This window comes from Mesorhizobium sp. WSM4830 (assembly GCF_055811495.1).
In genome coordinates this window covers 1-23,844 of the sequence record NZ_JBVVQI010000050.1, presented here as the reverse complement: position 1 = coordinate 23,844, position 23,844 = coordinate 1, and the positions used below count along the sequence as shown (strand labels likewise).

The 23,844-nt window shown below is 60.8% G+C and carries 20 protein-coding genes and 1 pseudogene; 8 read left to right on the top strand and 13 right to left on the bottom strand.

Annotated elements, in window-relative coordinates; genetic code table 11:
* Positions 1–441 precede the first annotated feature (441 nt).
* From AC0L2Y_RS32605 to AC0L2Y_RS32585, 5 genes are all read right to left on the bottom strand, one after another.
* The gene (locus AC0L2Y_RS32605; protein ID WP_473562079.1) at positions 442–3,912 is read right to left on the bottom strand and encodes an ATP-binding protein; all 3,471 of its coding nucleotides are present in this window, start codon (positions 3,910–3,912) and stop codon (positions 442–444) included.
* A complete protein-coding gene (locus AC0L2Y_RS32600; protein WP_473562078.1) occupies positions 3,909–5,168 on the bottom strand; it encodes a metallophosphoesterase family protein in 1,260 nt (419 codons plus the stop codon). The genes AC0L2Y_RS32605 and AC0L2Y_RS32600 overlap by 4 nt, the downstream gene beginning before the upstream one ends.
* A gap of 151 nt (positions 5,169–5,319) precedes the next feature.
* Entirely contained in the window at positions 5,320–5,586 is a 267-nt protein-coding gene (locus AC0L2Y_RS32595; protein WP_473562077.1) for a BrnA antitoxin family protein, read from the bottom strand.
* Between the two features lie 795 nt (positions 5,587–6,381).
* Positions 6,382–7,044: a gamma-glutamylcyclotransferase gene (locus tag AC0L2Y_RS32590; protein ID WP_473562076.1), complete on the bottom strand. Its 663-nt coding sequence runs from the start codon at positions 7,042–7,044 to the stop codon at positions 6,382–6,384.
* A 494-nt stretch (positions 7,045–7,538) separates the two neighbouring features.
* Positions 7,539–8,942 carry an FAD-binding oxidoreductase gene (locus AC0L2Y_RS32585; RefSeq protein ID WP_473562075.1) on the bottom strand — a complete coding sequence of 468 codons (1,404 nt, stop codon included), beginning with the start codon at positions 8,940–8,942 and terminating at the stop codon, positions 7,539–7,541.
* An 86-nt stretch (positions 8,943–9,028) separates the two neighbouring features.
* On the opposite strand from AC0L2Y_RS32585, the gene AC0L2Y_RS32580 reads away from it, so the two are divergent.
* The 4 genes and pseudogenes from AC0L2Y_RS32580 (at position 9,029) to AC0L2Y_RS32565 (ending at position 12,771) form a co-directional block, all read left to right on the top strand.
* The gene (locus AC0L2Y_RS32580; protein WP_473562074.1) at positions 9,029–10,060 is read left to right on the top strand and encodes a GlxA family transcriptional regulator; all 1,032 of its coding nucleotides are present in this window, start codon (positions 9,029–9,031) and stop codon (positions 10,058–10,060) included.
* Between the two features lie 255 nt (positions 10,061–10,315).
* Positions 10,316–12,088 (top strand): adenylate/guanylate cyclase domain-containing protein, encoded by a 1,773-nt coding sequence (locus tag AC0L2Y_RS32575; RefSeq protein WP_473562073.1) that lies wholly within the window; start codon positions 10,316–10,318, stop codon positions 12,086–12,088.
* A 352-nt stretch (positions 12,089–12,440) separates the two neighbouring features.
* Positions 12,441–12,614, top strand: a pseudogene (locus tag AC0L2Y_RS32570) (methyltransferase domain-containing protein); the annotation flags it as partial.
* On the top strand, positions 12,535–12,771 hold the full coding sequence (locus tag AC0L2Y_RS32565) for a class I SAM-dependent methyltransferase (RefSeq protein WP_473562085.1): 237 nt from the start codon (positions 12,535–12,537) through the stop codon (positions 12,769–12,771). The pseudogene AC0L2Y_RS32570 and the gene AC0L2Y_RS32565, both read left to right, overlap by 80 nt.
* A gap of 1,013 nt (positions 12,772–13,784) precedes the next feature.
* Here AC0L2Y_RS32565 and AC0L2Y_RS32560 read toward each other — a convergent pair.
* Positions 13,785–15,227: a LuxR C-terminal-related transcriptional regulator gene (locus tag AC0L2Y_RS32560; protein ID WP_473562072.1), complete on the bottom strand. Its 1,443-nt coding sequence runs from the start codon at positions 15,225–15,227 to the stop codon at positions 13,785–13,787.
* A gap of 183 nt (positions 15,228–15,410) precedes the next feature.
* Here AC0L2Y_RS32560 and AC0L2Y_RS32555 point away from each other — a divergent pair, with 183 nt between their 5' ends.
* On the top strand, positions 15,411–15,791 hold the full coding sequence (locus tag AC0L2Y_RS32555; RefSeq protein WP_473562071.1) for a hypothetical protein: 381 nt from the start codon (positions 15,411–15,413) through the stop codon (positions 15,789–15,791).
* 322 nt (positions 15,792–16,113) lie between these two features.
* On the opposite strand, the gene AC0L2Y_RS32550 is transcribed toward AC0L2Y_RS32555, so the two are convergent.
* The 3 genes from AC0L2Y_RS32550 to AC0L2Y_RS32540 form a co-directional block, all read right to left on the bottom strand.
* Positions 16,114–16,722, bottom strand: coding sequence for an RES family NAD+ phosphorylase (locus AC0L2Y_RS32550; protein WP_473562070.1), 609 nt, complete (start codon positions 16,720–16,722; stop codon positions 16,114–16,116).
* On the bottom strand, positions 16,723–17,403 hold the full coding sequence (locus AC0L2Y_RS32545) for an XRE family transcriptional regulator (RefSeq protein WP_473562069.1): 681 nt from the start codon (positions 17,401–17,403) through the stop codon (positions 16,723–16,725).
* A gap of 77 nt (positions 17,404–17,480) precedes the next feature.
* Positions 17,481–17,876 carry a hypothetical protein gene (locus AC0L2Y_RS32540; RefSeq protein WP_473562068.1) on the bottom strand — a complete coding sequence of 132 codons (396 nt, stop codon included), beginning with the start codon at positions 17,874–17,876 and terminating at the stop codon, positions 17,481–17,483.
* A 442-nt stretch (positions 17,877–18,318) separates the two neighbouring features.
* Between AC0L2Y_RS32540 and AC0L2Y_RS32535 the strand changes: the two genes are divergently transcribed.
* Complete coding sequence (locus tag AC0L2Y_RS32535) at positions 18,319–18,576, top strand: pyocin activator PrtN family protein (RefSeq protein WP_473562084.1); 258 nt, start codon at positions 18,319–18,321, stop codon at positions 18,574–18,576.
* Positions 18,577–19,442: 866 nt separating this feature from the next.
* On the opposite strand, the gene AC0L2Y_RS32530 is transcribed toward AC0L2Y_RS32535, so the two are convergent.
* The gene (locus AC0L2Y_RS32530; RefSeq protein ID WP_473562067.1) at positions 19,443–20,345 is read right to left on the bottom strand and encodes an ArdC family protein; all 903 of its coding nucleotides are present in this window, start codon (positions 20,343–20,345) and stop codon (positions 19,443–19,445) included.
* Between the two features lie 696 nt (positions 20,346–21,041).
* On the opposite strand from AC0L2Y_RS32530, the gene AC0L2Y_RS32525 reads away from it, so the two are divergent.
* Positions 21,042–21,539 carry a hypothetical protein gene (locus AC0L2Y_RS32525; RefSeq protein ID WP_352864891.1) on the top strand — a complete coding sequence of 166 codons (498 nt, stop codon included), beginning with the start codon at positions 21,042–21,044 and terminating at the stop codon, positions 21,537–21,539.
* A 216-nt stretch (positions 21,540–21,755) separates the two neighbouring features.
* Here AC0L2Y_RS32525 and AC0L2Y_RS32520 read toward each other — a convergent pair whose 3' ends face one another.
* Positions 21,756–22,010 (bottom strand): hypothetical protein, encoded by a 255-nt coding sequence (locus AC0L2Y_RS32520; protein ID WP_473562066.1) that lies wholly within the window; start codon positions 22,008–22,010, stop codon positions 21,756–21,758.
* Between the two features lie 185 nt (positions 22,011–22,195).
* Positions 22,196–22,522, bottom strand: a complete 327-nt coding sequence (locus AC0L2Y_RS32515) for a hypothetical protein (protein ID WP_473562086.1) — start codon at positions 22,520–22,522, stop codon at positions 22,196–22,198.
* A 74-nt stretch (positions 22,523–22,596) separates the two neighbouring features.
* Between AC0L2Y_RS32515 and AC0L2Y_RS32510 the strand changes: the two genes are divergently transcribed.
* Positions 22,597–23,268, top strand: a complete 672-nt coding sequence (locus AC0L2Y_RS32510; protein WP_473562065.1) for a Crp/Fnr family transcriptional regulator — start codon at positions 22,597–22,599, stop codon at positions 23,266–23,268.
* Between the two features lie 460 nt (positions 23,269–23,728).
* On the opposite strand, the gene AC0L2Y_RS32505 is transcribed toward AC0L2Y_RS32510, so the two are convergent.
* Positions 23,729–23,842: an SEC-C metal-binding domain-containing protein gene (locus AC0L2Y_RS32505; protein WP_473562083.1), complete on the bottom strand. Its 114-nt coding sequence runs from the start codon at positions 23,840–23,842 to the stop codon at positions 23,729–23,731.
* Between the last annotated feature and the right edge of the window lie 2 nt (positions 23,843–23,844).

The window sequence follows — 23,844 nt, the reverse complement described above, 5'->3', positions numbered from 1 at the left end:
CTTGCCCAATGACACCAATTGGGAAATGTGACCTTCAAAACACGATCAATCAGCTGTCCCCGCATGCAAAGCGTTCGTTAGAAGTACAGGTAGGATCAATCCCTCATCGGCAGCTTGCCGCTGATCCTGATAGAATTGATGCTGCTGCCGATCAATGCCTGGCCTGTTCGAACTTCTCCATCAAACTCAGACGACCGAATTAACAGCGGGGTCTGAAAAATACCAACACCGCATCTCTGGCTGCTGCTCCCGTCGGCGCTTTCCTTCTGGGTGCTCGGCCAGATCTGGCTTGTGATCGCCGCTAGACTAGCGTCCGCTTTCAGCCAGTGGCAAAGCTCGCCGCAACGGCCGAGATAGGCGCGAAGCGGTCATCCAAGGTTCGGCCTAGGAAAGTCGTCTTGGTAGCAGGGGCATCAACTCATGCCACGCGACAGCAGGCAACTATGCGAGCTCGTGGATCGTTACGCCCGGCACAACAGCCTTGGCAATTTCGCACAGGTGCTGGTGATGCGTCAGATAAATCACCTGACCCGCACTTGCCATCTCGCCAAACAACCTGAAAACCTCCTCGGACCGGAAATGGTCGAAGGTCTCCATGATGTCATCGGCAATGAATGGCACTGAGGGTCGGAATTGGGCGAACTCGTAATAACCGGCAAGCCGCAGCGCCAGATAGAGCTGAAAACGCGCCCCCTTTGAGAGCGCGTCGGCGACCTTGGACTGCCCGTCGCGCTGCAATGCAATGAGGACTTCCCCGCCTTTCACAGGTTGGGTCGCAAGCCCCGAATACTGACCGCGCGTGATGAGTGCGAAAGCGTCAGATGCCCGCTTCATCATCCCGGAGCGATGGCGCTCGCGGTAAACGCGCAGAGCGTTCCCGGCGGCCATGACGCCCAGTTTCAGCTCGATGTAGCGGACCGCCTTTTCTTCGATTTCCAGAAGAACGGTGCGGCGCTCCGCATCTATCCGCGCAACCGCGCTGTCGCCGCCGATTGCGTCCAGCTTGTCGGCCGCCCGGGTCTGGCGAATAAGCTGCTGTTGTATCGCTTCATCGAGATCCCGAAGCCGCTGCTCACTTTCGGCCTTCACGACCAGGAGGCTATCGACCTCGACACAATCCAGCACGGAACGCGCCTGGTCGAACCCTTCCACCGCCAGCTCAGCCGACAACTGCTCCTCAAGCTCGGCAACGGCAGCGCGCAGCCGATCCCTTTCCCGTAGCAACTCGTCGCGTTCGACGACTTCCGACAAGGTGGCCACGCCGAAGGCGGCCAAGACCTCACTTTTGCGTCGCTCATGCGCCGCTATCTCGAGATTGAGACTGTCACGAGCGTCCTGCAGGCGCTGCAGGTCATTGATGACGTTTGTCTTCAGCTCCCTGGCGCGATCGGCGCGTTCCAGACGCTCAGCTAACCGAATGGCCAACTGCTCCGGTTCGTCGCCGTTCGCGGGCTCACCCGCTTCAGCCGCGGCAGCGGTGACCTCGACAATGAAATTGTCTCTGTCTGCCTCCATTTTCTCGATTCGGAGCTGCATGGCATCCCGCTCCTGCATGCTTTTCGACAGCTCAGCCAATTGATCGAGCACGTTGCCGACGCCAGGCGCCGAAATGCCGCTTTCAAGCCAGGTGCCGGCAAGCGCCTCCGTAATGCCGGCCAACCATTCCTCCTCGCGCCTTTCAGCCACGTCCAAAGCCCGCCGTCTGGCGGCCAAGTCCTCCTCTTTCGCGCTCACGGTCTTAAGCGCCTCGGCACGTTCCGCATCGACTTTGAGCTGCCTGTCGAGGAACAGTTCTGCCACGGCCATGGCTGTCTCCACGCTGTCGCCGGGTTCCGAGTCTATGCCGACGCTCGCCAGCGCCCGGATCAACTCCAGCTGTACCTGCTCTCCCTCGTCGAGCGCGCGGCGGGCTTTCTTGCGTGCCAGCTCGACTTCTTCCCAGGCCGCGAGCGCATCACTGCGGCCAGAGGCACGATCCTCCATGATTTCGATCAGACGCTCGGGCGAGAATTCCAGGCATTCTGCCAGCAGCTCGCTGGCCACCGCGCGAAGTTCGAAGAGTACAGCCTGATCGTCCAGGTCGATCTGCGCGAGCTGGTCGCGGATACGTGTGATGGCGGCTGTTGTTTCAGCGAGGCTGCGGATTGTTGTGCGGATCTCGGCGAGCTCCCGCGCGTTGGCCAGCCGAACCACTCCAACACTGTCGTCACGCGCCAATAGGGTCTCGAATTCGTCCGCCGTTTCGCCGCTGAGCTCACCTCGATGCCTTGCCCAGGCCTCATCCCGGGCGCGGCGAATGGCAGAGGCCGCTTCATCGTCGGTTACATCGACCGAGGCACGAAGCGCATCCAGGCGCGCCGAGAGCAGGTCCTGACTGTCCTGGTGTTCGGCGAGGCGTTCGGACAGGACAGCCCTGCCCTTTCCCAGCTCTGCTGCCCGAGTTTTCCAGGCGCCAACCTGCCCAGCACTGGGAACCGGCAGCCTGGCCAGTGTCTGGGCATCTCCGGACCAGGGATGCAGGCGAGGGATTGCCGCCTCCCATCGAACCGTGCCCGCGTCCTCCGCCTCGCGCGCCATCCTGACGTCTTTCAGGTGCCCGCTGGCTCGCGCCTTCGACAAAGCTGAGGCCAGCCTTGCCCTTGCAGGTTCGGGTACAGCCCTCTCTTGCCCAACCCGCTCGCGTGCCGCCTGCAGTGCATCGAGCGCCGCCGCGGCTTCGTTGCGGGCAACGCGCACGCTGGTGGCGATTCCCGATCGCTCCTCGAGCATGGCGCGGACGGCGCCAACGGTGGCAGCAGGCAAAAGCAGCGCAGCCGGGTCTGCCTCGGACGACCTTCCAAGCGCGGCAAGGCAAGTCGCCACGGCTTTGTCGAGTATCTGCAGCTCGGTCCTGCGACTTGGCAGGTCCAGCCCTGCGGAGACATAGCGCACTTTGCGGTCCGCGAGCGCCCGAACCCGCTCGGAGATTGCCAGGATCGCCTCGTCCACATCGAACGACGCGACTCTCATTGTCACGCGCTCGGCGTCATCGAAGTTCCCTGACAGCCGCGTTCTCAGGCTGGCGTCGTCGTCGATCAGTTCGGTGACGCTGCCTGTCCAGGTCCGTAGTGGTGAGGGAATGTCAGGCAACTCGGCAAGCTGGGCTGCCTTGCGCCGGATGTCGGCGAGGATTGGGATCGCGCGAAGATACGTGGCAATCGTGTCGAGCCGAGCCGACAGCAACGACCGTTCGGCGATACTGCGGCCATACTTTTCCGTCGCGTCGAGACATTCGGCCTCAAGGCTCTCAAAAGTCGAGGCCAAGGTGTCGATCGCGTCCCTGCGTGACTTGAGTTCCGCAAGCCGCTTCTTGAGCAGCGCAAGTTCGGTTCCGTGCGCCTGCTTGCGATAGAGCCTGTCCGCTTCGGCCTCCAGTGCGCTCAGCGTGTCGCTCGCATGCCCAAGACCGGCGCTGGCGGTGAACAGGAGCTTGCCCAGGTCGCCGCGGGACTCCAGGATCGATTTTCCGCCTGCTTCCAGCGTCTCGTCGTCCAGCGAGAACATGGTCTCGTATGCGTCACGCGACAGACCTGCGAGATGCGCCGTTATCGCCACCTCGCTCACCGGTTGGTCGATCGCGTTCAGCAGCGAGTTGGTGCGCTGCTTGGTGCGCGTGAATGTGTGCTCAGTCCCGGCGAGTTCGAGCACCCCGCCGATACGCATCGCGCTGTATTCGTGCAGGAAATTGTAGCGGCTGCGTTCCTCGATACCGAACAGCAGGTCCAGATAACCGGAAAGCGCGGTCGACTTGCCGGCCTCGTTCAGCCCGAACACAATATGGAAGTCGGGACCGGCCTGAGGCCTTGGGCCGAAGTCGATCGTCCCATCGGTGAACTTGCCGTAACGAATGAGATCAAGGCGCCGGAGCCTCATTGCGCCCCACCTGCCTTGAGGCGGGCCGTGACCAGGTCGGCGCCGCTGGCAAGCACCCTGTCGAGGAACAGTTCCAGCCCGGCTTCGTCCCGTCCGGCGAAGTCGCGCCCGTCCGGCGGCAGATCGGCAACCATCTTCTGGACAAGCGCCCTCGCCTCGGCGCGGAAGGCCTCTGACTTGGCATCGGCATGCATGGACTCGGCGAGTTCGAAAATCGGATCAGCGATGCCGTCGGGTGTTTCCGCGCTCTGTGGAACGAGATCAAGCTCAAGCTTTTCCACCCATGTGTCGCCCGTCTGTTCCGCCGCCTGCTCGGCTTCGGCCAGCAGCAAGTCCCTATCGCGGATCAGCGCCCAGGACAAAGGCGCCGCCCCGGCCAGTCCGAGACGGACCACAGCATGGCGGGACCTGACGGAAGCCCGGATCTCTTCGAGCGCGGATCGGACACGGCCGACGACCTCGGACCATTCCACCGTCCCGGTCAGATCGACGCTCGCCCGCTCGAACTGCGCGACACTGGTCAGTCTTTCCTCTATTTCGACGGACCGGTCATCTCGTATCGTTACCAGAGTAACGGATTTCTCTCCTGCCTCGTTGATGTCCCTGCCCTGCGGCATTCCCGGCATCACCACCGTGCTTGCTCCAGCATGGACTTGGCGGACGTGGATATGTCCGAGTGCCCAATAGTCAAAACCATGGCTGTGCAGGTCTGCGACGCTGCAAGGGGCATAGACGTCGTGACCGGGCGATCCAGCAAGGCTCGTGTGCATGATGCCCACATTGACCCCACCTTCGCGGGCGGCCGGATACTTGGGCAGCAGGCTTTCCGGCGCCTTGAGGTTGGCGAAGCTCAATCCGTGGAACATGACGTCCAGCCCGCCGGCTGTTTGCAGCAGGGACTGGGGACGGCCGCCGAAGATCGTCACAGTGTCGGGGAAGACGAGTTGTTTCGATATGCGCGACAGGGCGTCGTGATTGCCGCGGATCTTGAAAACCCTGATACTGGCCTGGTGGAGGCGGGCCAATTGCGAGCCAAGGAACCGGGCGGTTTTCATCGAAGTCTGATCGCCATCATAGAGATCGCCGGCAATGACCAGCGCATCGACGCGCTCGGCAAGGCAGAGATCCACGATTGAAACAAACGCCTGACGACTGGCATCTCCGACGAGTTCGGCAAGATCAGGGTTTCGCAGCGCCAGCGAACGCAGCGGCGAGTCGAGGTGAATGTCGGCCGTGTGTACGAATCGAAATGCCATTCGGGTCTCCGCCCACAGAGCATAGAGGGGTTCGGCCGCGACTCGATGCAAAAATCCAGGATACGCGTTGTTGGTGGTCGAAAAGGCAATCGCTTACGCTTTACGCTTCCGTTTCAACTCCATCTGCTCGCCGCTATCGGCGCCGTGCCGATCAGTAGTCGTTTGATCGTTCGCCATCCGCATTGGACGGTTTTTTGGAGATAACGCGCCGCAAGGTGTCGTTTATCCGATCCTGCCAGCCCGGCCCCTCTTCCTGGAAATGGTCCAGCACGGCCCTGTCGATCCTGATCGAAACAAGCTCTCTGATGTTCGGAGCAGCGAACGGTCCGCGAACCGGCACCGCCGGCCTTTTGATCGGCTTAAAGGCGGCTTCAGCGGCTGACATCGGATCTGTGGGTCGGCGTGGAGGATTTGCCATTTAATGATCCTGACTGGTCATAATGCTTGTCGAGCGGGACAGTGCGAATGTGCGAATGCGCATCATAACTGATGACCGCAGCCCACCGAACGACAAAAAGAAAAAGGCCGGACTGTTTAGCCCCGGCCAAGTATGAAAGCTGAAACCTCCAATAGGGAACGCGCCGGACAAATGGGAGGAGACATCCGACGCAATGTCCATGTGGGCCAACTTAGGCTCTCTTTCAATGACATTGCTGTGGACCACCTGTAGCCACTCCATGGAGCCAAGGATGCAACAAGCTGCACGCGGTCGTCGGGCAATGCCGCGCGGCCACCATCCTACGCGGGAGGATAGGCAAGCCCGAAAAAGGCAGGGGAACTTCCCGCCTTCTGTCGCCAGACAATTTGGCTCACACGATCGTTTCTGAACACTTGCAGCAATCTGCCGCCCAGGTCTCCACATCACGCACACGCGCCGTGCCCGCCCTTCCATAGCTATCCTGGGTTTCTCTGGGCACGCTCATTTGCGCGCGCTCATTTGCCCGGTACTCAACTACGGAGACGACGATGGTGGCAACAGCCAATTGAATGGTGGCCGCGAAACGTGGGGCACGATGCCAGTGCGAGATAGCCGGCTGCGACTTGCTGGTGCTCAGCGCCGGCCCCGTCGATTAGCTTCTTTCCGAACTGACTCAAGTTGCACTCTCGCGTTCCAGTCTGCAGAAGCACAAACCAAGAACTTGGCAGGCGTGGTGCCATTGCTTTCCAATTCGCCACCTAAGTGGGCATGGTCCGAGGGTTGAGTCCCGTTGGCTCATTTCACGGGAAGATCCTCGGCCGTCGACGCTTCGATGCGTTCGGCTATCAGCTCTTGCAAACGCCACAATTGGCCGTCGTGAATCCCCATACCTTCAAGGTGACTTACAGTGCTGTGAAGATAGTCGGCCATGGAGCCCCACGGACCGCACGCGACCGCGAGCGCGTCGGCGATCTGTTCCAGCGACAGCCCGCGGACATAGCGTCCGCTGTTCCGGTTAATCACAAAGGTGATCGCTTGGAGCGGTCCGTTCTCGGTGCGAACATTCACCCAGCGCGGCGAATGAGCGGACGGCTTGGCGCGCATCTCACGACGAAAGAGCCTGCCGAGATTGGCCTCGATAGCATCCGGCGGCAGGCGATAGACCGCGCCTTTGCACTGCCCGCCACGGTCGAGCGACAACATGAGACCAGGTTTGCTGTCTGATCCACGAAACCACCGGTCCCAACCGAGGCAGAAGGAGCGGTGCCACCCGGGCACGAAGCCTACCCGCTGCTCCACGAAATCACAGGCCGGGTTCCACATCAGAGATCCATAGGCAAAGAGCCAGACATCATCAGCTGACCGTGCGGCGGCTAGTATCGCCCGGACGGTGTCATCATGGTCGGCATCGGACGGCGCGGTGAAGGGCTGTGGCAGAGAATCGTCCGCACTGAGCACTCTGGCGACCAACTCGGGCGTTAGCCGCATTGCTCACTACACTCGCAGCAGTCGACCAATGCATCAAGTGTCAGATTCGCACCACTAGGTACCAGGACTGGGTCTGGTTGGTGCGGGGAACAAAGTCGATCAAAGTAGGGCGCTCAAGGAAATGATTGTCCTCAACGGCCACCTTCAGGAGGGGCTTGACGCCCTCTCGGCACCGCGCCGTTCTACTCGGTAGGAGGCACCACAATGCACTCTTATGCAACTTTCGGTGCACAAACCATGAACATGCTTTAGGTTGAACTTGCCGCCTCAAGGTCAGCTTGGCGCCTCATGTCGGCCGTTCGCCTCCATCTGCTTAATTCCTGTAAGCGGGCGTTCTCCTGGGCTCTCAGGCCTTGGACGCTGACTTAGCGGACATCGCGGCGACCACGCTCGCGACTCAGCGCGATCAAAGCCACCACGGCCGAGACGAAAGACGCAACCGTACGCCCAATTTGGATTGTACGTCAGTGCATTGGCAGGATGTTCTGGTTGAGGCGGAACAGATTGTCCGGATCGTATCTGTGCTTGATCTTGGCGAGCCGCGCGTAGACCTCGGCTCCGAAGGCGTCGCGCACGAGATTCGCTCCTTCGCCATGGCCGGGGAAGTTCAGATAGAAGCGGCCGGTCGAATAGCGCTGCATGTCCTGCCAGAAGCTGCGAACCCAGCCGATGTTCGCATCGTCATCGTCAGCGCCTGGCCAGATGGCGTCGAGGCTGAGCATGAAGGGCATGGAGCGGTCGCCGAAGGCGGTCGCATCGGCTGCAACGCGCTGGACGAAACCGCCGAACTTCCAGATCGAGGCGAAGGTCATCTCGGAGGGCCGCTTCGCCATCCGCGCGGTGATCTCCCCGATGACCTCGTCGTCGAGGCGCGAGAGGTAGGTGGATTTCCAGTAGCAGCGGTCGCGGCCTTTCGGGAACAGGCCGTCATAGAGCGACTGGATGGTGCGATATGGCATGCGGCCGCTGAAATCGACGAGCGATTCGCCAAAGCTGCGCAGCGGCGCCGCGACGCGCTCGCCCTCGTCCGCCGGTCCGTCATAGACATGCGCAAGCGCCAGGACGCGGCGGCCCCAGGCGTGTTCGGGAACGGAGGGATCCTCCGGAAGGGTGGAGAACTCGGCCAGCCCGCTCAGGCGGTCGGGGGCGGTTAGCATGAAGTCGCGCCAAAGCGGAATGATCTCGTTGGCGCGCTCTTCCGGATAGGCAGGACCGCAGAACATCAGCTCCGGTTCGATCGGGTGCAGCTTGAACTCGAAGCTCGTCACCACGCCGAAATTGCCGCCGCCGCCGCGCAACGCCCAGAAGAGATCCGGGTTCTGCGTCGCATCGACATGGATGAGGCGTCCATCGGCGGTCACCAGATCGGCGGCCAGCAGATTGTCGACGCTGAGGCCGTGGCTGCCGCGCAGCCAGCCGATGCCTCCTGAGAGTGTCAGGCCGGCAACGCCAGTTGCCGAGATCAGGCCGCCCGGCGTGGCGCGGCCAAGCGGGGTGGTGGCCGCATCGACATCGGCCCAAATAGCGCCGCCCTCTACGAAAACACGATCGAGGCCGGCGACCCGCACGCCACTCATCAGCGACATGTCAATCATCAAGCCGCCGTCGCAGACGGCATACCCTGCGACATTATGGCCTCCCGAGCGGATCGCGATCGCCAGCCGCTCTTCGCGCGCGAAATTCACCGATGCCGCGACATCGGCAGCATTCCGGCAGCGCGCGATGACGGCGGGACGGCGGTCGATCATGCCGTTCCAGACGACCCGCGTCGCATCGTAGGACGGGCTAGACGGCTCCAGCACCTCGCCACGCATCGTTGAACGGAAGCTTTCGATGCTCGATGGTGCAAGGGTGGCGGCGGTGGCCATGTGGCGGTCTCCTCGTTTCACACACGCTAGCGCAGCGCGGGCACGGGCACTAAAGTCGAAAATGCTGGAAGGCGGTCATTTCTGCCATGGTTGAACAGACCGGCCCATTGAATGTGGCGATCCTTGCCGTTCCGGAGGCTACCGCCTCCACGATCTACGGCATGTTCGACCTGTTTTCCTCGCCCGGCAGGGATTTCCTGTTCATCACCAGCGGTGCGGCGGGCACGCCGCGCATGCGGCCCTATGTGGTTGCTGGGGACGGCAGCGCGTTTCGCGCCTCAAACGGCGTCTGGGTACGCCCGGACCACGCGCTTTCCGACTGCCCGCGACCCGACATCGTCTGCATCCCCGATTTCTTCGTCAATCCGGGCGAAAGCGTCGCCGGGCAGTATGATGCCGAGGCCCGCTGGCTACGGCAGGCGCATGCGGACGGCGCCATGTTGGCCAGCGCCTGTTCCGGCGCGGTCCTGCTCGGCGAAGCCGGCTTGCTGGAAAATCGCGAGGCCACAATCCATTGGGGCTATGTCGCGACGCTCGCTAACAACTATCCCGGTGTGAAGGTGAAGGCGGGCCAGTCGCTGGTGCTGAGCGGCGAGGCCCAGCGCATCGTCATGGCCGGGGGCGGCTCGAGCTGGCAGGATCTCGCCCTCTATCTCATCGCCCGCTTCGTCGGCCTCAAGGAGGCGATGGAGGTCGCCAAGGTCTACATGCTGCAGTGGCACGACATGGGCCAGCAGCCCTTCGCCGCGCTGATCCGCTTTCGCCAGACCAGCGACGCTGTGATCAACCGCTGCCAGAAATGGGCGGAGCTCAACTACCGGACGCCCTCGCCCGTCGCCGCCATGACCAGGCTGTCAGGCCTGTCCGAGCGCTCCTTCGTGCGCCGCTTCGCCAAGGCGACGGAGATGAAGGCAATCGACTACATCCACGCGCTCAGGCTCGAAGCGGCCAAGGAACTGCTCGAGACGGGCGACCTGCAGGTCGAGGTGGTGGCCAATGAAGTGGGCTATGAGGATGCGAGTTTTTTCGGGCGCCTGTTCCGGCGCAAGATCGGACTGACGCCCCAGCAATATCGCATTCGTTTCAGTGCTCTCCGGCGAGCGCTGAGCCGCGATTAAATGTCAACCGTCGCGGCGCGATGCCCATATTCCGCTTAGCGCTTATTAGCCCGGCCATATCCACGCCGAAAGTGGATGAAGCTCCACAGACCGCTGACAGCTTTGTGTTCAAACGACACGAACGGACCTAGCGTGGTGGAGACATTGGGTGGTGGACGCCCCCACCCATACCAATTGGACGGAACTTCGGGTATCTTTCTCTATTGAATTGTCCGACTTCTCGTCGGTCGCTTTTGTGGGGCCAAAGCCGCTCCCATGCGTCGATCGCTATTCCGGAAATACTTTCTGGTTTTGTTCGCGGCGGTCGTTTTTCCGATGGCTGCTAGTGGCATCAGCGAAACGTGGTTCAGCTATGTCGACCAGCGTGCGATCCTCAGTGCCCTGCTGCGGTCCGAGGCAACATCGGCGGCCGACAGGATCGAGAGCTTTCTCGACGACATCAAGATTCCGCTCGGCTCCACGATCCCCGAGGACGTGTCGGCCCAGGCCGGCGTGAAACAGCTTCGGCTCCTTGTCGTACGCGTGATGCACCAGGTCCCGGGAATTCTCGGCATCAGTTTCGTCGACGGCGCCGGCGCTGAACGGCTGCACGTCTCGCGCACGGGCTCGAACAGGACGGAAGGCGGGGCGGATCGCTCGGGCGATCCCGCTGTCGTGGGCGCCAGGACGGCGAAGGTCTGGTATGGCCCGGTCGCCTATCGCCAGGGTTCCGAACCGTCGGTAACCATGGCGATGGCGAACTACGACGATACAGTCCTAAAAAACACGATAATCGCCGAAATCAGCCTGAAGCCTATCTGGCTCATCGTTTCCGAAATCCGCGTGGGCCGCAGCGGCCAGGCATTTGTCGTCGACCAGGCCGGCCACCTCATCGCTCACCCCGCCATCAGCAAAATGATGCAGGGCGCCGACGAGAGAGCAGCGTTGGCCCTGCGCGGATTGCGGGATGCGATCGCTGCCGCAGGCGGCACTGCGATTGCAAGCCGCAACGCCGAGAATGAACGCGTTGTGACTGCTGGCGCGCCGGTTACCGCGGCCGGCTGGACGGTAATTGTCGAGCAGTCGCAGGCAGAGGCTTTTGCACCTCTATACGCTTCATTGTGGCGGACCGGCGGGTTGTTCCTCGCCGCCACAGTCCTTGCGGCGGTACTCGCCTATTGGCTTGCCAGACGGATGAGCGGGCCCATCCGATTGCTGGAAGAAGGCGCCCTCAAGATCGGTGCCGGGCAATTCGATCATCGGATCAACATTGTCAGTGGAGACGAACTCGAGCGGCTGGCTGCGCGGTTCAACCAAATGGCGCAGGAACTCGCCATATGGCCGGACCGCGCTGAGCGAATGACGCGTTTGAAGCGCTTCCTGGCACCACAGGTGGCGGAGCTCGTAGAAAAGGCTGGCGACGAGAGAATGCTCGCCGGACAGCGCGCGGAAGTGGTCGCTGTTTTTTGCGATTTGCGTGGCTTCACCGCATTTTCGGCGCACGCTCAGCCTGAGGACGTCATGCAGCTCTTGCGTGAGAACTACGAGGCGCTCGGCGCGATCATCACCCGGTATGAGGTGATGCTGACCAGTTTTTCGGCGGATGGATTGATGATTCTCGTCAACGCCCCGGTTCCATGTGAAGAGCTGGCGCTTCATGCCGTAAAAATGGGTGTCGACATGCAGGAAGCAATTCAAGAACTCATATCTGGGTGGAGGCAGCGTGGCTATCAGATTGGCTTCGGCATGGGGCTTGCGATGGGGTGGGCAACGGTGGGTCGCATTGGTTACGAAGCCCGCGTTGACTACACCGCGATCGGCAATGTCGTTAACCTTGCGTCGCGGCTGTGTTCGTGCGCTGAGGATCGACAAATACTCATCGATTATTCAGTAGCGCGCCATCTGCATGACAAAATACCGATCGTTGACCTCAGTACTCGCCAGTTCAAAGGCCTAGACGGGCACGTTCGCGTCTACAATGTTGAGACGAAAGACAGACCGGAATTGGCTCCCAATCCGAATGGTGTGCCGCGCAGGGCTAGGCTCTAAGCTTGATGTCCGCCTCCCTGCCTTTGGCAAACACGAGCTGCCAGTCTGCTTTCGGCATGTCAGCCGTAGAACTTTGTCGCTCCCTGGAAGCAGACATCGCCGGCGACGGTACTGGAGGTCACAGTTGCGCCATTTCCGGCGTCCGCCGAAACAGCAGTAGACGTCTCGTTAGGGGGGTGAGCCGACCGTCCAGGTGATCTGCTCTGTATCCTTGTTTTCATCGCCGAGCGGCTCGTTGTGCGGGAGGGACGCCATGGCCCAGCAGGAGCAGTAGCAGCTGGAAGGCAGCGCTGCGGAACTCTACGAGCGCTACCTGGTCCCGGCAATCACAGCCCTATGGGCTGCCGACCTTTTGGATCGTGCTGCGCCTCAATCTGGTGAACGGATTCTGGACGTAGCTTGCGGCACCGGCGTGGTGGCACGCTCGGCGGCCGAGCGTATGGGAAATGGGCAGGTCGTCGGCCTCGACATCAACACGGGGATGCTTGCCGTTGCTCGCGCGCTCCCGAGAGGCGCTGGACCGCTCATCGACTGGCACGAGGGAAGCGCGCTGGAAATGCCGTTCCCTGACTCCACCTTTGATTTTGGTTCTTTACCAGCTCGGACTGCAGTTTTTTCCGGACCGATCGAGTGCGCTACGTGAGATGTTCCGGGTTCTGGTGCCGGACGGCCGACTGGTCTAAAGCGTTTTCAGCGCCATCGAGCACACTCCCGCGGCCAAGGCGTTGGCGGATGCCTTGGATCGACACCTCGGTCCGGGCGCTTCGGCAACGAAACGGTCCGAGCATTCACTCGCCGATGCGGACGAGCTTTACCGATTGGTGGCCGGGGCGGGATTTCGTCAGGTGACCATCCACACGACGACGCAGAACATCCGGTTCCCCTCGTCAAAGCAATATGTGCGATTACAGCTGGCAGCGACTCCGCAGGCTGGGCTGATCAGCGGAATGGAGGCCGGACATCGGGCCGCAGTCATCGCAGCGATCACGGCGGATCTAAGTTCTTCGCTGGCAATCTATTCAACTGGAGGGGAGCTGATATTCCCCCAAGAGGCTCACGTCGTGCTCGCACGCAAATAGCGCAGCTGACGTGGCGCTATTTGGCGCCGTGAGAAAGCGTCGCCCACCCTTGATCCGCTACGACCGGGCCTCGCAGGCTTCCGTTTTCCGCGTGCGAGGGCATCGACCGGCTCGGCATCGGCTTTGGCAGGAGTAGTAATCGAGCCAACTTACGCCAATGTTTCAGCTCGCCACTTCTCGACAGAAGGGCTGTCGATTTGTGGTCATTGTCCTATTCTCAACATCACCTTGCGCCCGTCGGAAAGGGTTCCCGTTCCTGTGCCGGCTGGGGGTTGTCTGCTGGTCAGCGAGAACACGAACCGGGATGAGAGTTGCCCGCAAACGATCGTTCCTTGTCCATGCGAGAACGTGAGATTGACGGTAGCCGTCCCTCGGCATTCGACCCCGGTATTGGTCTGTCCGCTAATAGTTCCGCGCCGTGTAATGCTGTTGACGGAAGCCGTCCCGGAAAAGGAGAGCGTCCCATCCACAGTCTGGCCAGAGACTGGTGCGGTGATGGTGAGCGGACTTTGCGCCTGCGCGTAGCCGACAGCGTCTACGACACAATAGGCAATCAACATTGTCGCTAAGATTCGCTTGGTCGCGCCGAGGACTCCGCAGTGGTATCTCAATTGAAGCTAGGCCAGCCCCGCGCGGCGGGCGCCCTCCCGGATCGCGGCAATAGCGGAAGGATTGGTGACTGGATAGGAGGCGATAAACCCTTCGGCCGAAATGTTTGCAAATTCTCTCGCCAACCGGTTGGCAATCTTCATTGCCTGAGGTGCTTCGCCGAGCATGGCGTGCGCCATGGCCTGGAACAGCAGCGTTGCAGGCGAGTCCGGCGGAGCTTGGCTGAACGCGGTCAGGCACTCCCTGTGGAGGCCAACAACGAAGCTCGATCGGCCCAGCATGCTATAGTACCAGGAAACATGCGGATTGAGACGGATCGCGCGCTTCGCCAGTTCATATCCTTCCTGCGGGTCGCCCGTCACGAATGCCTTTCCTCCGGCAAGCAAGGCGAGGGTATCGGCATCGTGCGGGGCGGCCGCTAACGCAAGATCATGTTCTCTTGCTGTGGCATCGAGATCGCCCTGCAAGGCTCGAAGCTCGGCCAGACATATGCGCGCATGGGTATCACCCGCGTCGAGCGCCAAAGCTCGTTCGAGGCAGAGTTTCCAGCGCTCCTTTGCGGCGGAAGGGTCATTGGTAAACGCATTGATGGCGGCGACGGCGTGCGCCAGCCCCAAGACTGTCCAGGCTCTGGCTAGACCAGGGTCGAGTTCGATGGCACGCGTCAAAAGCCGCACCGCTTCCGCATTCGAAGCGTGCGTGTACAAATTGTGCTGCTCGACGCCGAGCAGATAGTAGTCATAGGCACGCAGGCTGGCGGGGTGTTTTCGCCGGACAACATCGCGTCGAAGTTTTGCGAGCTTGCCGCAACAGCTAGCAAGGACATTGACGACGTTTTCGGTGACCATGTCCTGCATCGCAAACAGGTCTTCCGCTGATCGATCATAGCGGGCTGTCCACAAATCGACTCCAGTGCGCGCGTCGACGAGTTGGACGCAGATCCGCAGCTGCTGCGCTGCCGCCTGCAAAGTTCCCTCAAGTAGGTAATCCGCCTTCAGTTCCCGCCCGATGGAACGCACGTCATCGCGCCGTCCCTTGTACGAGAGCATGGTCTGGCGGGCGATAACCGCAAGGTCGGGGTAGCGAGCGAGATCGACCATGATGTCCGCCGACAGGCCATCGGCCAAGCGGTTCCATGGCTCGTCCACGCTCAGATTGTCGAAAGGGAGAACCGCAACGACTGTTGGCCCAGAGTCCTCTACCGAAAAGCCACCGGATGGTGCACCGCCGGTGTCTTGCCCGCGTTGGTCGGCAAGCAAGGTTGCAAGCGCCACTTTGCTTCGAATATCGAGTTTCCGATAGATGGCCGACAGATGGGTCCGAACGGTAGTCGGCGCTATGAAGAGCGTCTCGCCGATTTCACGGTAGGTCATCCCCTCGGCGAATTTTGCAGCGACCACCCGCTCCCGGTCCGACAGACTGGTCAGAGGATTGTTCACGGCGCGAAGCATCGCTTCAAGTCTCCGATCCGCTACGAGTTGTGGCCGACCCGGCACGGCAAAATACTACAGATGCGATCTCGAAAACACTGCATTTGCACGATCCCATCCGACCGCCAGCAATTCTAGGGTTCCTGTCGAAGGGTTTCGTCGGGTCGCAGAACCCCCGATCCATTCTGGAAACAGGAGGTCTCCATGACGAAGTCATCTATCTTTGCCGCAATGCTGATGCTGTCTTTGTCGGCTGGACCATGCTTGTCCGAAGGCACGCAATCTGGTGGCAAGCTGATTTCCGAAGATGCTATGAGAGCCGTTAGCGCCGAATTGTATTCCGACATTCTCATCCGAGCGTGCAGAAGCGGATGGCGCTACCCTCGGAGTCAAATCGAGAACGGCTTCAAACGGCATCTCAGGGAGCTGAAATTGCAACTGGTCGATCAGGGTTACATGATCGTGCCTGGTGTGAAAGCGAACAACTCGCCCCGGAGTCTCTTCACAATGGCATTTGTCGCCAAGCGCCAATCTGTCGCCTCGCGCCAGTTCGGCTGTTCCCGCCAATACTGGCTCGACGAGTGACCGTTCTGGATCGCGCAACCGGGACAGCATACCAGCCAAGTATTGTGGTCAACTTGCCTCCTAGTCTGGTCGTTTCGGCTCGGTCGCCCCCTTGAGTTCCAAGCTAGATGTTCGGTCTAGGATCTGACGAATGTCTGGAATCGGTCAGGGGCGCGAATTCGGCGAAGGGCGAACGAGGGTCCGCCTGGGGTCGTGAGCTGAATGGCTGCATTGCCAACTGGATGCTCGAAAGCTGCCGATCTGCTGTCGGCCCCAATTCCGGTCGTTTAATGCCACCCGATCCGACAGCCCCTTGTCATGCCACACGACCGGGCCAAAGGCACTACACCAAACCGACTTTGAAATCCCCGAGAACCTGGGCCAATCCCGGCGCGCCGAGGAGCGTCACAACGCGCTTCGCCTGTAGCTTTCCTATCGAACGATCGTAGATGGCGAGATCGGTCGCGCCGTTCAGGCGCGAGGGGTAAATGATTCCATCAGGCTGAGACGGGTGCTCGTGAAACGCCACCGACCACCAGCGCGCCAAGTTCTGGCGCTGTGCCCGAACGACGTCGGTGGGAACACCCATCCTGACCGCATTGTCGCCCCTGAGGTCGACAAGGCGAAGGTCTGCAGTGGTGGTGATCTCCGCATAGCGCCGTAGGGTCAGTTCCACCTCCTCTATCGGGAGGTCGTCGAATAGTCCTTCGCGCCGATCTCGGAGCACGGTCTCGAGGAAGCACACCTTCAGAGAGTCGCCGAGGTAGAGAACGCCAAAACGGTTGGCAGCAACACGACGCCGCGGATCGCTGAAACGGCTCGTCGACTTCCCGTATCCGAGGGGATCAGGATAGGTGCTCCAGTAGATCCGACCAAATGTCCGCCCCGGCGGTATGGTCTCGATTTCGAGCTTTGCGCGCCCGAAATCGGGTGGAGGTGAAACGCCAGGCATTCAGTCGAAATCGCCCCTGGCCATGCCTTCTGCCACTGCCAACACCGCGGCGTTGTCACCCTGCTGGAGAGCTCGAAGGCCGGTCCGCCCATCAAGCGCGCTGTGGCGCGACACCAGAAATCGGTACACCGCCCACGCATTGCCCAACATGGCATGGAGCGCCGGCAATGCCCCAAACGGACGGCCGTCCTTGTCGAGCTGCCAGACGGGAAAGCGGAAGCCGCGCTTGGCGCCATCGACCCCGAGCACCTGGCCATTCTGCCGCTTGGCGTTGACCGTCACCCGCGACGTGCCGATCAGCTTGGCAAAGGCGTCCGCGCTCAGCATGTCCTCGCCGGCGACAATTTCGGCAACACGCTTGAGACCACGTTCGCGCGCCTCGGCGAGCGCTGCCTCAAGTTCAGCGTCGGGCTTGCCCGTGTCCTCGACGGGAAAGGCATCTGAGGCGCTCGGCTGTTCCTCGACCGGCGTGATCGTCTGCGCGCCGGCCGCCGGGTCGACCTCTACCCGGAACGACACGCGATGGCCGATCTTGCGGCTGCGTGCGATGGCCTCCTGATAGCGTTCGAGCAACGCCTTCTTGAAATCGGCCTGTGCCGGCAACTTTGTGGTAAAACTCAGGGCGGCGACTCCCGCATGGGATGCGGTCCCGCTATGATTGCTGCGTTTTGGAGCGGCCATGATGACAACCTCTTGCTGTCACCAATATGGTTACAGATCGTAAGTTCGTCAAGTTGGATAATTTCGTAAAGATGGTATTATCCCCCCTCCCCTTCCCGGCTTTTTTGTCCCGCCGCAGGCGTAGCGCCGTCCCGACGGGTCAGGGCCAAAAAACCGTCGCGACTGAGCGCCCAGTCCGGCCTCTGCACAAAAATGCGCCGACGGGTACGCAGGACCGCGTGCGCGCGGGTGAGTTCGTGGGTTGTGGTGCGAATGTCCATGTGGGCGTCGTGCAGGACGAGGTCTTCGAGGTGGACGAGCTCGCCCTCGAGCCAGAGCGCGGCGGCTGGGTCGACGAAGTGCTGGCGCTCGACAAAACCGTCGCGGACGGGAGAACGAGCCAGCCGCTCGTCAAGGCGGGCCAAAACCTCGGTGGCGCGGGAAACCGGTCCGATTAGGATTTCCAGGGGCAGTTTGTCGAGCGTGTAAGCCATTGTTTTCATGATGGCCGATTCGCGTTATTCAAGCTATCCGGCAGTTAAGTTGACTTGCAGGGGATTTTCTCTGGCGTCTTTCTCACTATCGATAGTTACCTCTTATCGATACTTAGAGATTACACCCATACAACACGATTGCTATTGCGTCGTTGCTTTCCCGCCGAGCCCGTCAACAACGCGAGTGCGTTTCGATCATAGCCTTTGGGATACTCGTTCCGCAGTATGTGCTCAAATGGGGAGCCAGCTGGCGCTTCACCCGCAGCAACGAAGTAGGTAACGCGGATGTGGCGAAAGGCGGTAGCGCTCTACTGACTCGACGCCTGACCATTTATTAGGTCGTACCAACCCTTTCGCACGCCCTCCCCCTGCCCGGCCGTGACGGAAGGTTGAACCAGTCGGGCGGCTTGCTAGGCTCCAGACTGGAGGTGGTAGCCCCGGCATAAACACGGCACTGCTTTTGATGGCTCAGTATGGTGGTAAGGCCATTAACCCGATCGATGACGTCTGCCGAGACTATTTCTCCCACCTGACGCCGCCGAAATTGACTCGAGAGATTTCCATGGGGGAAATTACCCTTCCGCTCATGCAGATCGAGGACAGCCAGAAGTCAGAAGCGTGCCAAGGGCCATCGAATGCGATGTCGATCCTGAATTTTTTGACTGTACCCTCGACCAATTCTGCCGATGCTTTCTGCTGAACGGCAGGAACAACGAAATGCCGTCGCCAAATCCTAAATGCCTTTTTGCGGACGTTCGAGAACTGCCCTGCACGGCGAAAACGGCAGGTTGGCATAGGAACCCGACCTTTGTCCGTGACCGCACCGCCCGTCTTGCGGCACTGCGCCGCGATAGCCTTCTACGAGGCGCGTTCGCGGTAGCGGGCTTCGATGGTTTCAGCTGCCCTTGAGCCCGCTTCTGACATAGCCGGCAATGACTCTGCTCGCGAATTCTCCAGGCACGAGGCCCGGTGCCGGATCGGCATGAATGCCGAGCAAGCTTGCGATAGCCGGTTTGGCTCAAGAACGGCTTGTCCAGATCGACAGCGTGGGCGGCGAAGCCGGCCAGAACCCGAGGCTGCTGCCGATGCCGAAGATTGCGTTCAGATCGATGCGCACGCGCATGCCCTCGTGAATTCGCCGGTCTGTCCCTAGCGCGAGCAGGCCGGCAATCAGCCTCAGGCACTTTCGAAGCCTAAGCCGCCTGCCGGGCCGCGCTAAACCTGGCCGCGCCCGCTCACCAGCGGGCGTGGCGAAATCCCGGTTTTTCCCGCGAGGCGCCCGCGGCGCCGAACGCCCGCCCAAATCCCGCGCCCGCCGGTGTCGCCGGCGGGCGCGGAAAAATTTCTCGCATCGCTCATCGCTGGCGATCCTGCATCAGCACAAGCAGGCCTCCCTGATAGCGCCGTGCGGCGCTTCGCTCCGCTTCCGGGCTGGTCCTGCTTCAGGTCAAAGAGCGGGCCGCTCGGGCTGGGCAGCCTTCCATGCGTCAAGCTGTTATCGCCGCATATCGAGGATGACGCGCCAGCTATAGGTGCGTCCCCCGATGATGATGGTCTCGGGCGGCTTCATTCCGCGGCCTCCAGCAAGCGGGCTTCTTCCTGCAAGCCGTGAAGAAAATCCGCGGCGCGCTGCGCGTGGCTGGCTGCGGTGAAGATCGCCCGCTTGTCGTTCTTAAGCACTTTCAGCCATGAGCCGATATAGGCGGCATGGTCGGGCCGCGTTTCGGGCGTCAGGTCGAGATCGGCGGACAGGAAGGCCGAAGCAAGTTCAGCAACGAGTTCTTCCATCGCGTAGCCTTCATCGCCCCAGCGCTTGCGGCCAAAATCCCGCTCCAGTCGCGAGGGGTGGCGCGTCCAGTGCGTGCACTCGTGCGCCAGCGTTGCGTAATAGCTTTCGGCATTGCGGAAGGTCTCGAACGGCGGCATCTGCACATGGTCGCTGCCCATGCTGTAATAGGCCTGATTGCCGCCGTGGCGGATATCGGCGCGCAGCCCGGCGAAGAAAGTTTCTGCGTGCTCGATGCGTGCTACCGGATCGAGGCGCTGTTCCGCCCGGGCATAGAATTGCGCCGGTAGGCCTTCGATCTGCTCGACATTAAAGACAGTGTAGCCCTTCATAAACGGGATATCCCGCTCCTGCTCCTCGCCGGTCGCTTCGTCCTTCTGTGTCCTGCGGATACGGTCGGCATAAACGACAAGATTGCCCTTCTCGCCCTTGCGGACATGTGCGCTCATCTCCTGCGCTTGTTTGAAGGTCATCCAGATCGGCGCGGCAAAGCCCTGCGCCATGGCTGCCGACCACAGCATGATGACGTTGATACCCTGATAGGGCACGCCGTTATGGCGCAAGGGCCGCGAAATCCGCCCCGCGGCGTGCTCCACGTTCCACGGCTTCAGCCACGGGCGCACGCCCTTCTCCAGCTCATCAACAATCGTCGCCGTAACTCTCTCATAAACATCTGCTGTCATTGGTCTTTCCTCCTAGCTTTACGGTTGCGCAGCAGCTGCTGCTGCAACCGGACTAGGCCCCGCGCCAATGAGCGGGTGGAATGCGGTCAAGGCTGAAAATCAAAGGGTGGTGCGGCCCGCAGCGGAGTGAGGACCAGGCCTTTGATTTTCACGCGAATAGCGCCCGGCCTTGACGGCAGGGGGCGGCAGCCCCGGATCAAAAGAGAAAAGGTTATACGGGCCTGTGGCCCGTTCAGGTCACGGCCCGAAAGGCGTGCTTGCGCGAGGGATGGAAGCCGGATGGCCGAAATCCCGGCGTAGCCTGGCGAAGCCGGAGTTCGGTTTACGAGAGCCCGGTCCTGCGTAGCTTCAGCGTAGCAGTACGCGCCCGGAATCCGACCCCGTTTTCAGGTTCGGTCGCTGTTCCGGTTTGCCGCGCCCCATGCGCCTTCCCTGAGGCCATGCGAGGTCACTGCGTACGGGAAAGCTGGCGTTGGTGTAGCTGAAGAAGTGCGGCGCGATCGGGGGAAGTTTAAGATAACTGCCAAGGCCGGCGGGCGCCGGCGATGTCCATTGCGGTTCCTTCGCGGTTTAGTCGAGATAGGATGAGCGCGATTTCGGCGACCAGAGTAGTGTGCAAGCCTACGACGTGAGGAACCAATCTGCGTCAACCCAGTTCCGGGCGGCACAGACTGCTTAGACAGGATGGGAATCACAATGAAACTGGAAGATGAAGTCCGACACAGCTCCGAAGATATTGACGACGCGGTGCTCGGCGATGTTGTCCTGGCCTTGCACCGGCGGGTGGAAGTCAACCACGGCTTCGACATCCCATACATTGCAGGCTACAGCAAAGACGGAGGCACGATTTACATCGACCGGCATCTGCCACGAACAATCCCTTGGAAAGGCCGTACGGTGCGGCTCGCACCATTTTTGCTGACGCATGAGGTCGTGGAAAAGGCCCTTCTGGACAAGCTTGGGCTTCATTACCTTCATGCGCATCAAATAGCAGTTCGCGCTGAACGCGATGCCGTCAAAGCCGCCGGCGTTTCGTGGAAAACGTACCAATCGTTGATGAAACGGAACGAAAAACCAATTGATGAAGAGAAGCTTAGCAAGGTACCGGCAGACCTTGATGTGACGCCCTACCGAGAGCTTAAGGACTTCGCTACTCTGGAGCGCCTCATTAATGCTAATACGGCGGGTGAGTAACTTCCGGCACACTATGCGAAATTCAGACGGATGCCCGTCTTCCTTTCGAGTAAGCGGTTATAAGATTCCGATGCTGAAAGGCTGTCTCCAGACGCTGCTTAGAGGTCGGTTTGAATCGCCCTGATCTGCCCCGGAACTGTCATCCAGCGTCGACCAGAGCCTCGGTAGTTTCTGTTAGCCGTGGGGCCGGGAAGAACCGACGGAGGCGCGAAGCCTTCAATAGACGAGCGGAGGCGTTGGAATGCGGCGCCGGTTACACGTCTTCTTCCCAAAGGGGATCTCGGCCGAGGCTTGGCCACCGCCGGCGGCCAACCGTTTCGGGATCGAGGCCGAAGCGATCCTGGTGCGCTCGATCGTCGTGCCGGCCGCGCCTGCCTCCGCATGACGGATGGCGCGGCTTCGCAAAGCGCACATGATTTCGTCACGTGAGATGCCGACGTCGCCAAGAACGTCATCGGGTAAACGGCTCAACTGGTCCGTTGCCGACAGGAGAGCTTTTCGCTCGGCGCGGAGGCGTAACCACCTGCGAAATGGACCAATGGCGGCAGCATGAATTATAACCATGATCAGATCGTCCCTTCATTGACCTGAATTGACCGGTACGGAACGGCGCGAACGGCACTCCGGGCGAGAGCGTCAGCCGTCCGCGAGGTAAATTAGGCGTAGTGGTCGATGGATTGGTTTTGCCGCGGCGTGCCCATACGGCGGGCGGTGGCTGGCCCCGGGCCACGCATGTAATAAAGCTCCGGGCGGTAGCGCGGCGCGACGAATTTGCGAAGCCCCGCAGCAAGTTTTGTAACGGGAGCCAAGAATTTCATGACTGTTCCCTTTCCCTTCGCCGGCTTGCACACGAGCCGGCGGGCCTGACGTGCAACAAAGATATGACAGTCGAACAGGCTCGGCTGTGGGAATTCCCACACCGGGGAAAACATTGGCGAAATCCGCCCCCAGTTTGCATCCCGGAAAGCGGGGCCTGCGGCCATAAAATTTCCTTGGATAGGGAGTAAGGTGAAGTTCACTTGATTGAACAAGGACCCTTGATTGAACAAGGACCGTTGTGACAGGCTCTCTGGCCTTCATCTCAAGACTTTGCGATGCCGACCTCGCCGCGCTGACCAAACGGTGGCACGAGCGCAGCTATCGACACAACGAGCTAATCATTTCCCACGGCGACACTGGTCGCGATGTCTTCTTCCTGCTGGAAGGACGGGCTCGCGTGACACTGGTTTCAGCGGACGGCAGGGAGATAGCGTATCGCGATGTCGAACCGGGTGACATTTTCGGGGAGCTCGGAGGCATTGACGGGATTGCACGCTCTGCCAGCGTAGTCGCGCTGGAGGCAACCCGCGCTGCACGGCTGTCCGGCACAGCATTCCGGGATATCGTGATGACCCACCCGACTTTTGCCTGGATGCTGCTTGAGCATCTGTCTGCCCAGCTCCGGCGGATGACCGAGCGGGTATTCGAATACAGCACTCTGGTCGTGCGAAAACGGCTGATCGTCGAGCTCCTGCATCGGGCGGAGAAAGCCGCACTCGTGGACGGCGAGGTCTCCATAAGCCCGGCACCGACGCATTCCGAGCTGGCGGCAACGATGAGCACGCACAGGGAAGCGGTCTCGCGCGAAATGAGCGACCTCGCCAAGAGAGGCCTGATCGAAAAGCGCGGCAGCAGGTTATTGCTGCATGACGTCTCGGCACTACGGGCGCTGGTCGACAAGGCCAAGTGAAATTGGGAAAGCTGGATTTCAGGCCCTCGAGATAGCCACGGATGACGTCGATGCCGGAGGATTGTTCATTCAGCTTGTCACCATAGTCCTGCGAAACAATGTCGGCGAGCTGGGTCAGATCACCGGAATTGAACATATCGAAATAGCGGCGGACGATGGCTTTGTTGGCATCAGAATCGGACATGGGCTGCTGTACCCGGTTCCATTCGCTGGCAGGCTGCATCGTCGGCAGTGACCGTGCTGAGCCGTCTGTGACTCGAAGAGTCGAGTAGATGAACGAGCGCTGGCCATGCCGAGATGGCGGTCACTTGGAGGGCGGTAGGTCTGGAAGGTTTGGCTTTTGTCTCGCTGGCCGAGAGGGACTTCATGCACGAGCGCAGCAACGGTTCAGGTGGAAAGCGTTTGGTCGTTGCCAAGACCATCGGCGACTTCTGAAATAGCGAGCGGGCGTGCTGGTCCTTCAGGGGATAATTCCCCGAGGGCCCCGGCGTAGCTGAATCTGGCGGGTACCGCAGCATTTCTTGAACTTCATACCTGAACCGCAAGGACATTGATCATTGCCGCCGCGTTGCAGCC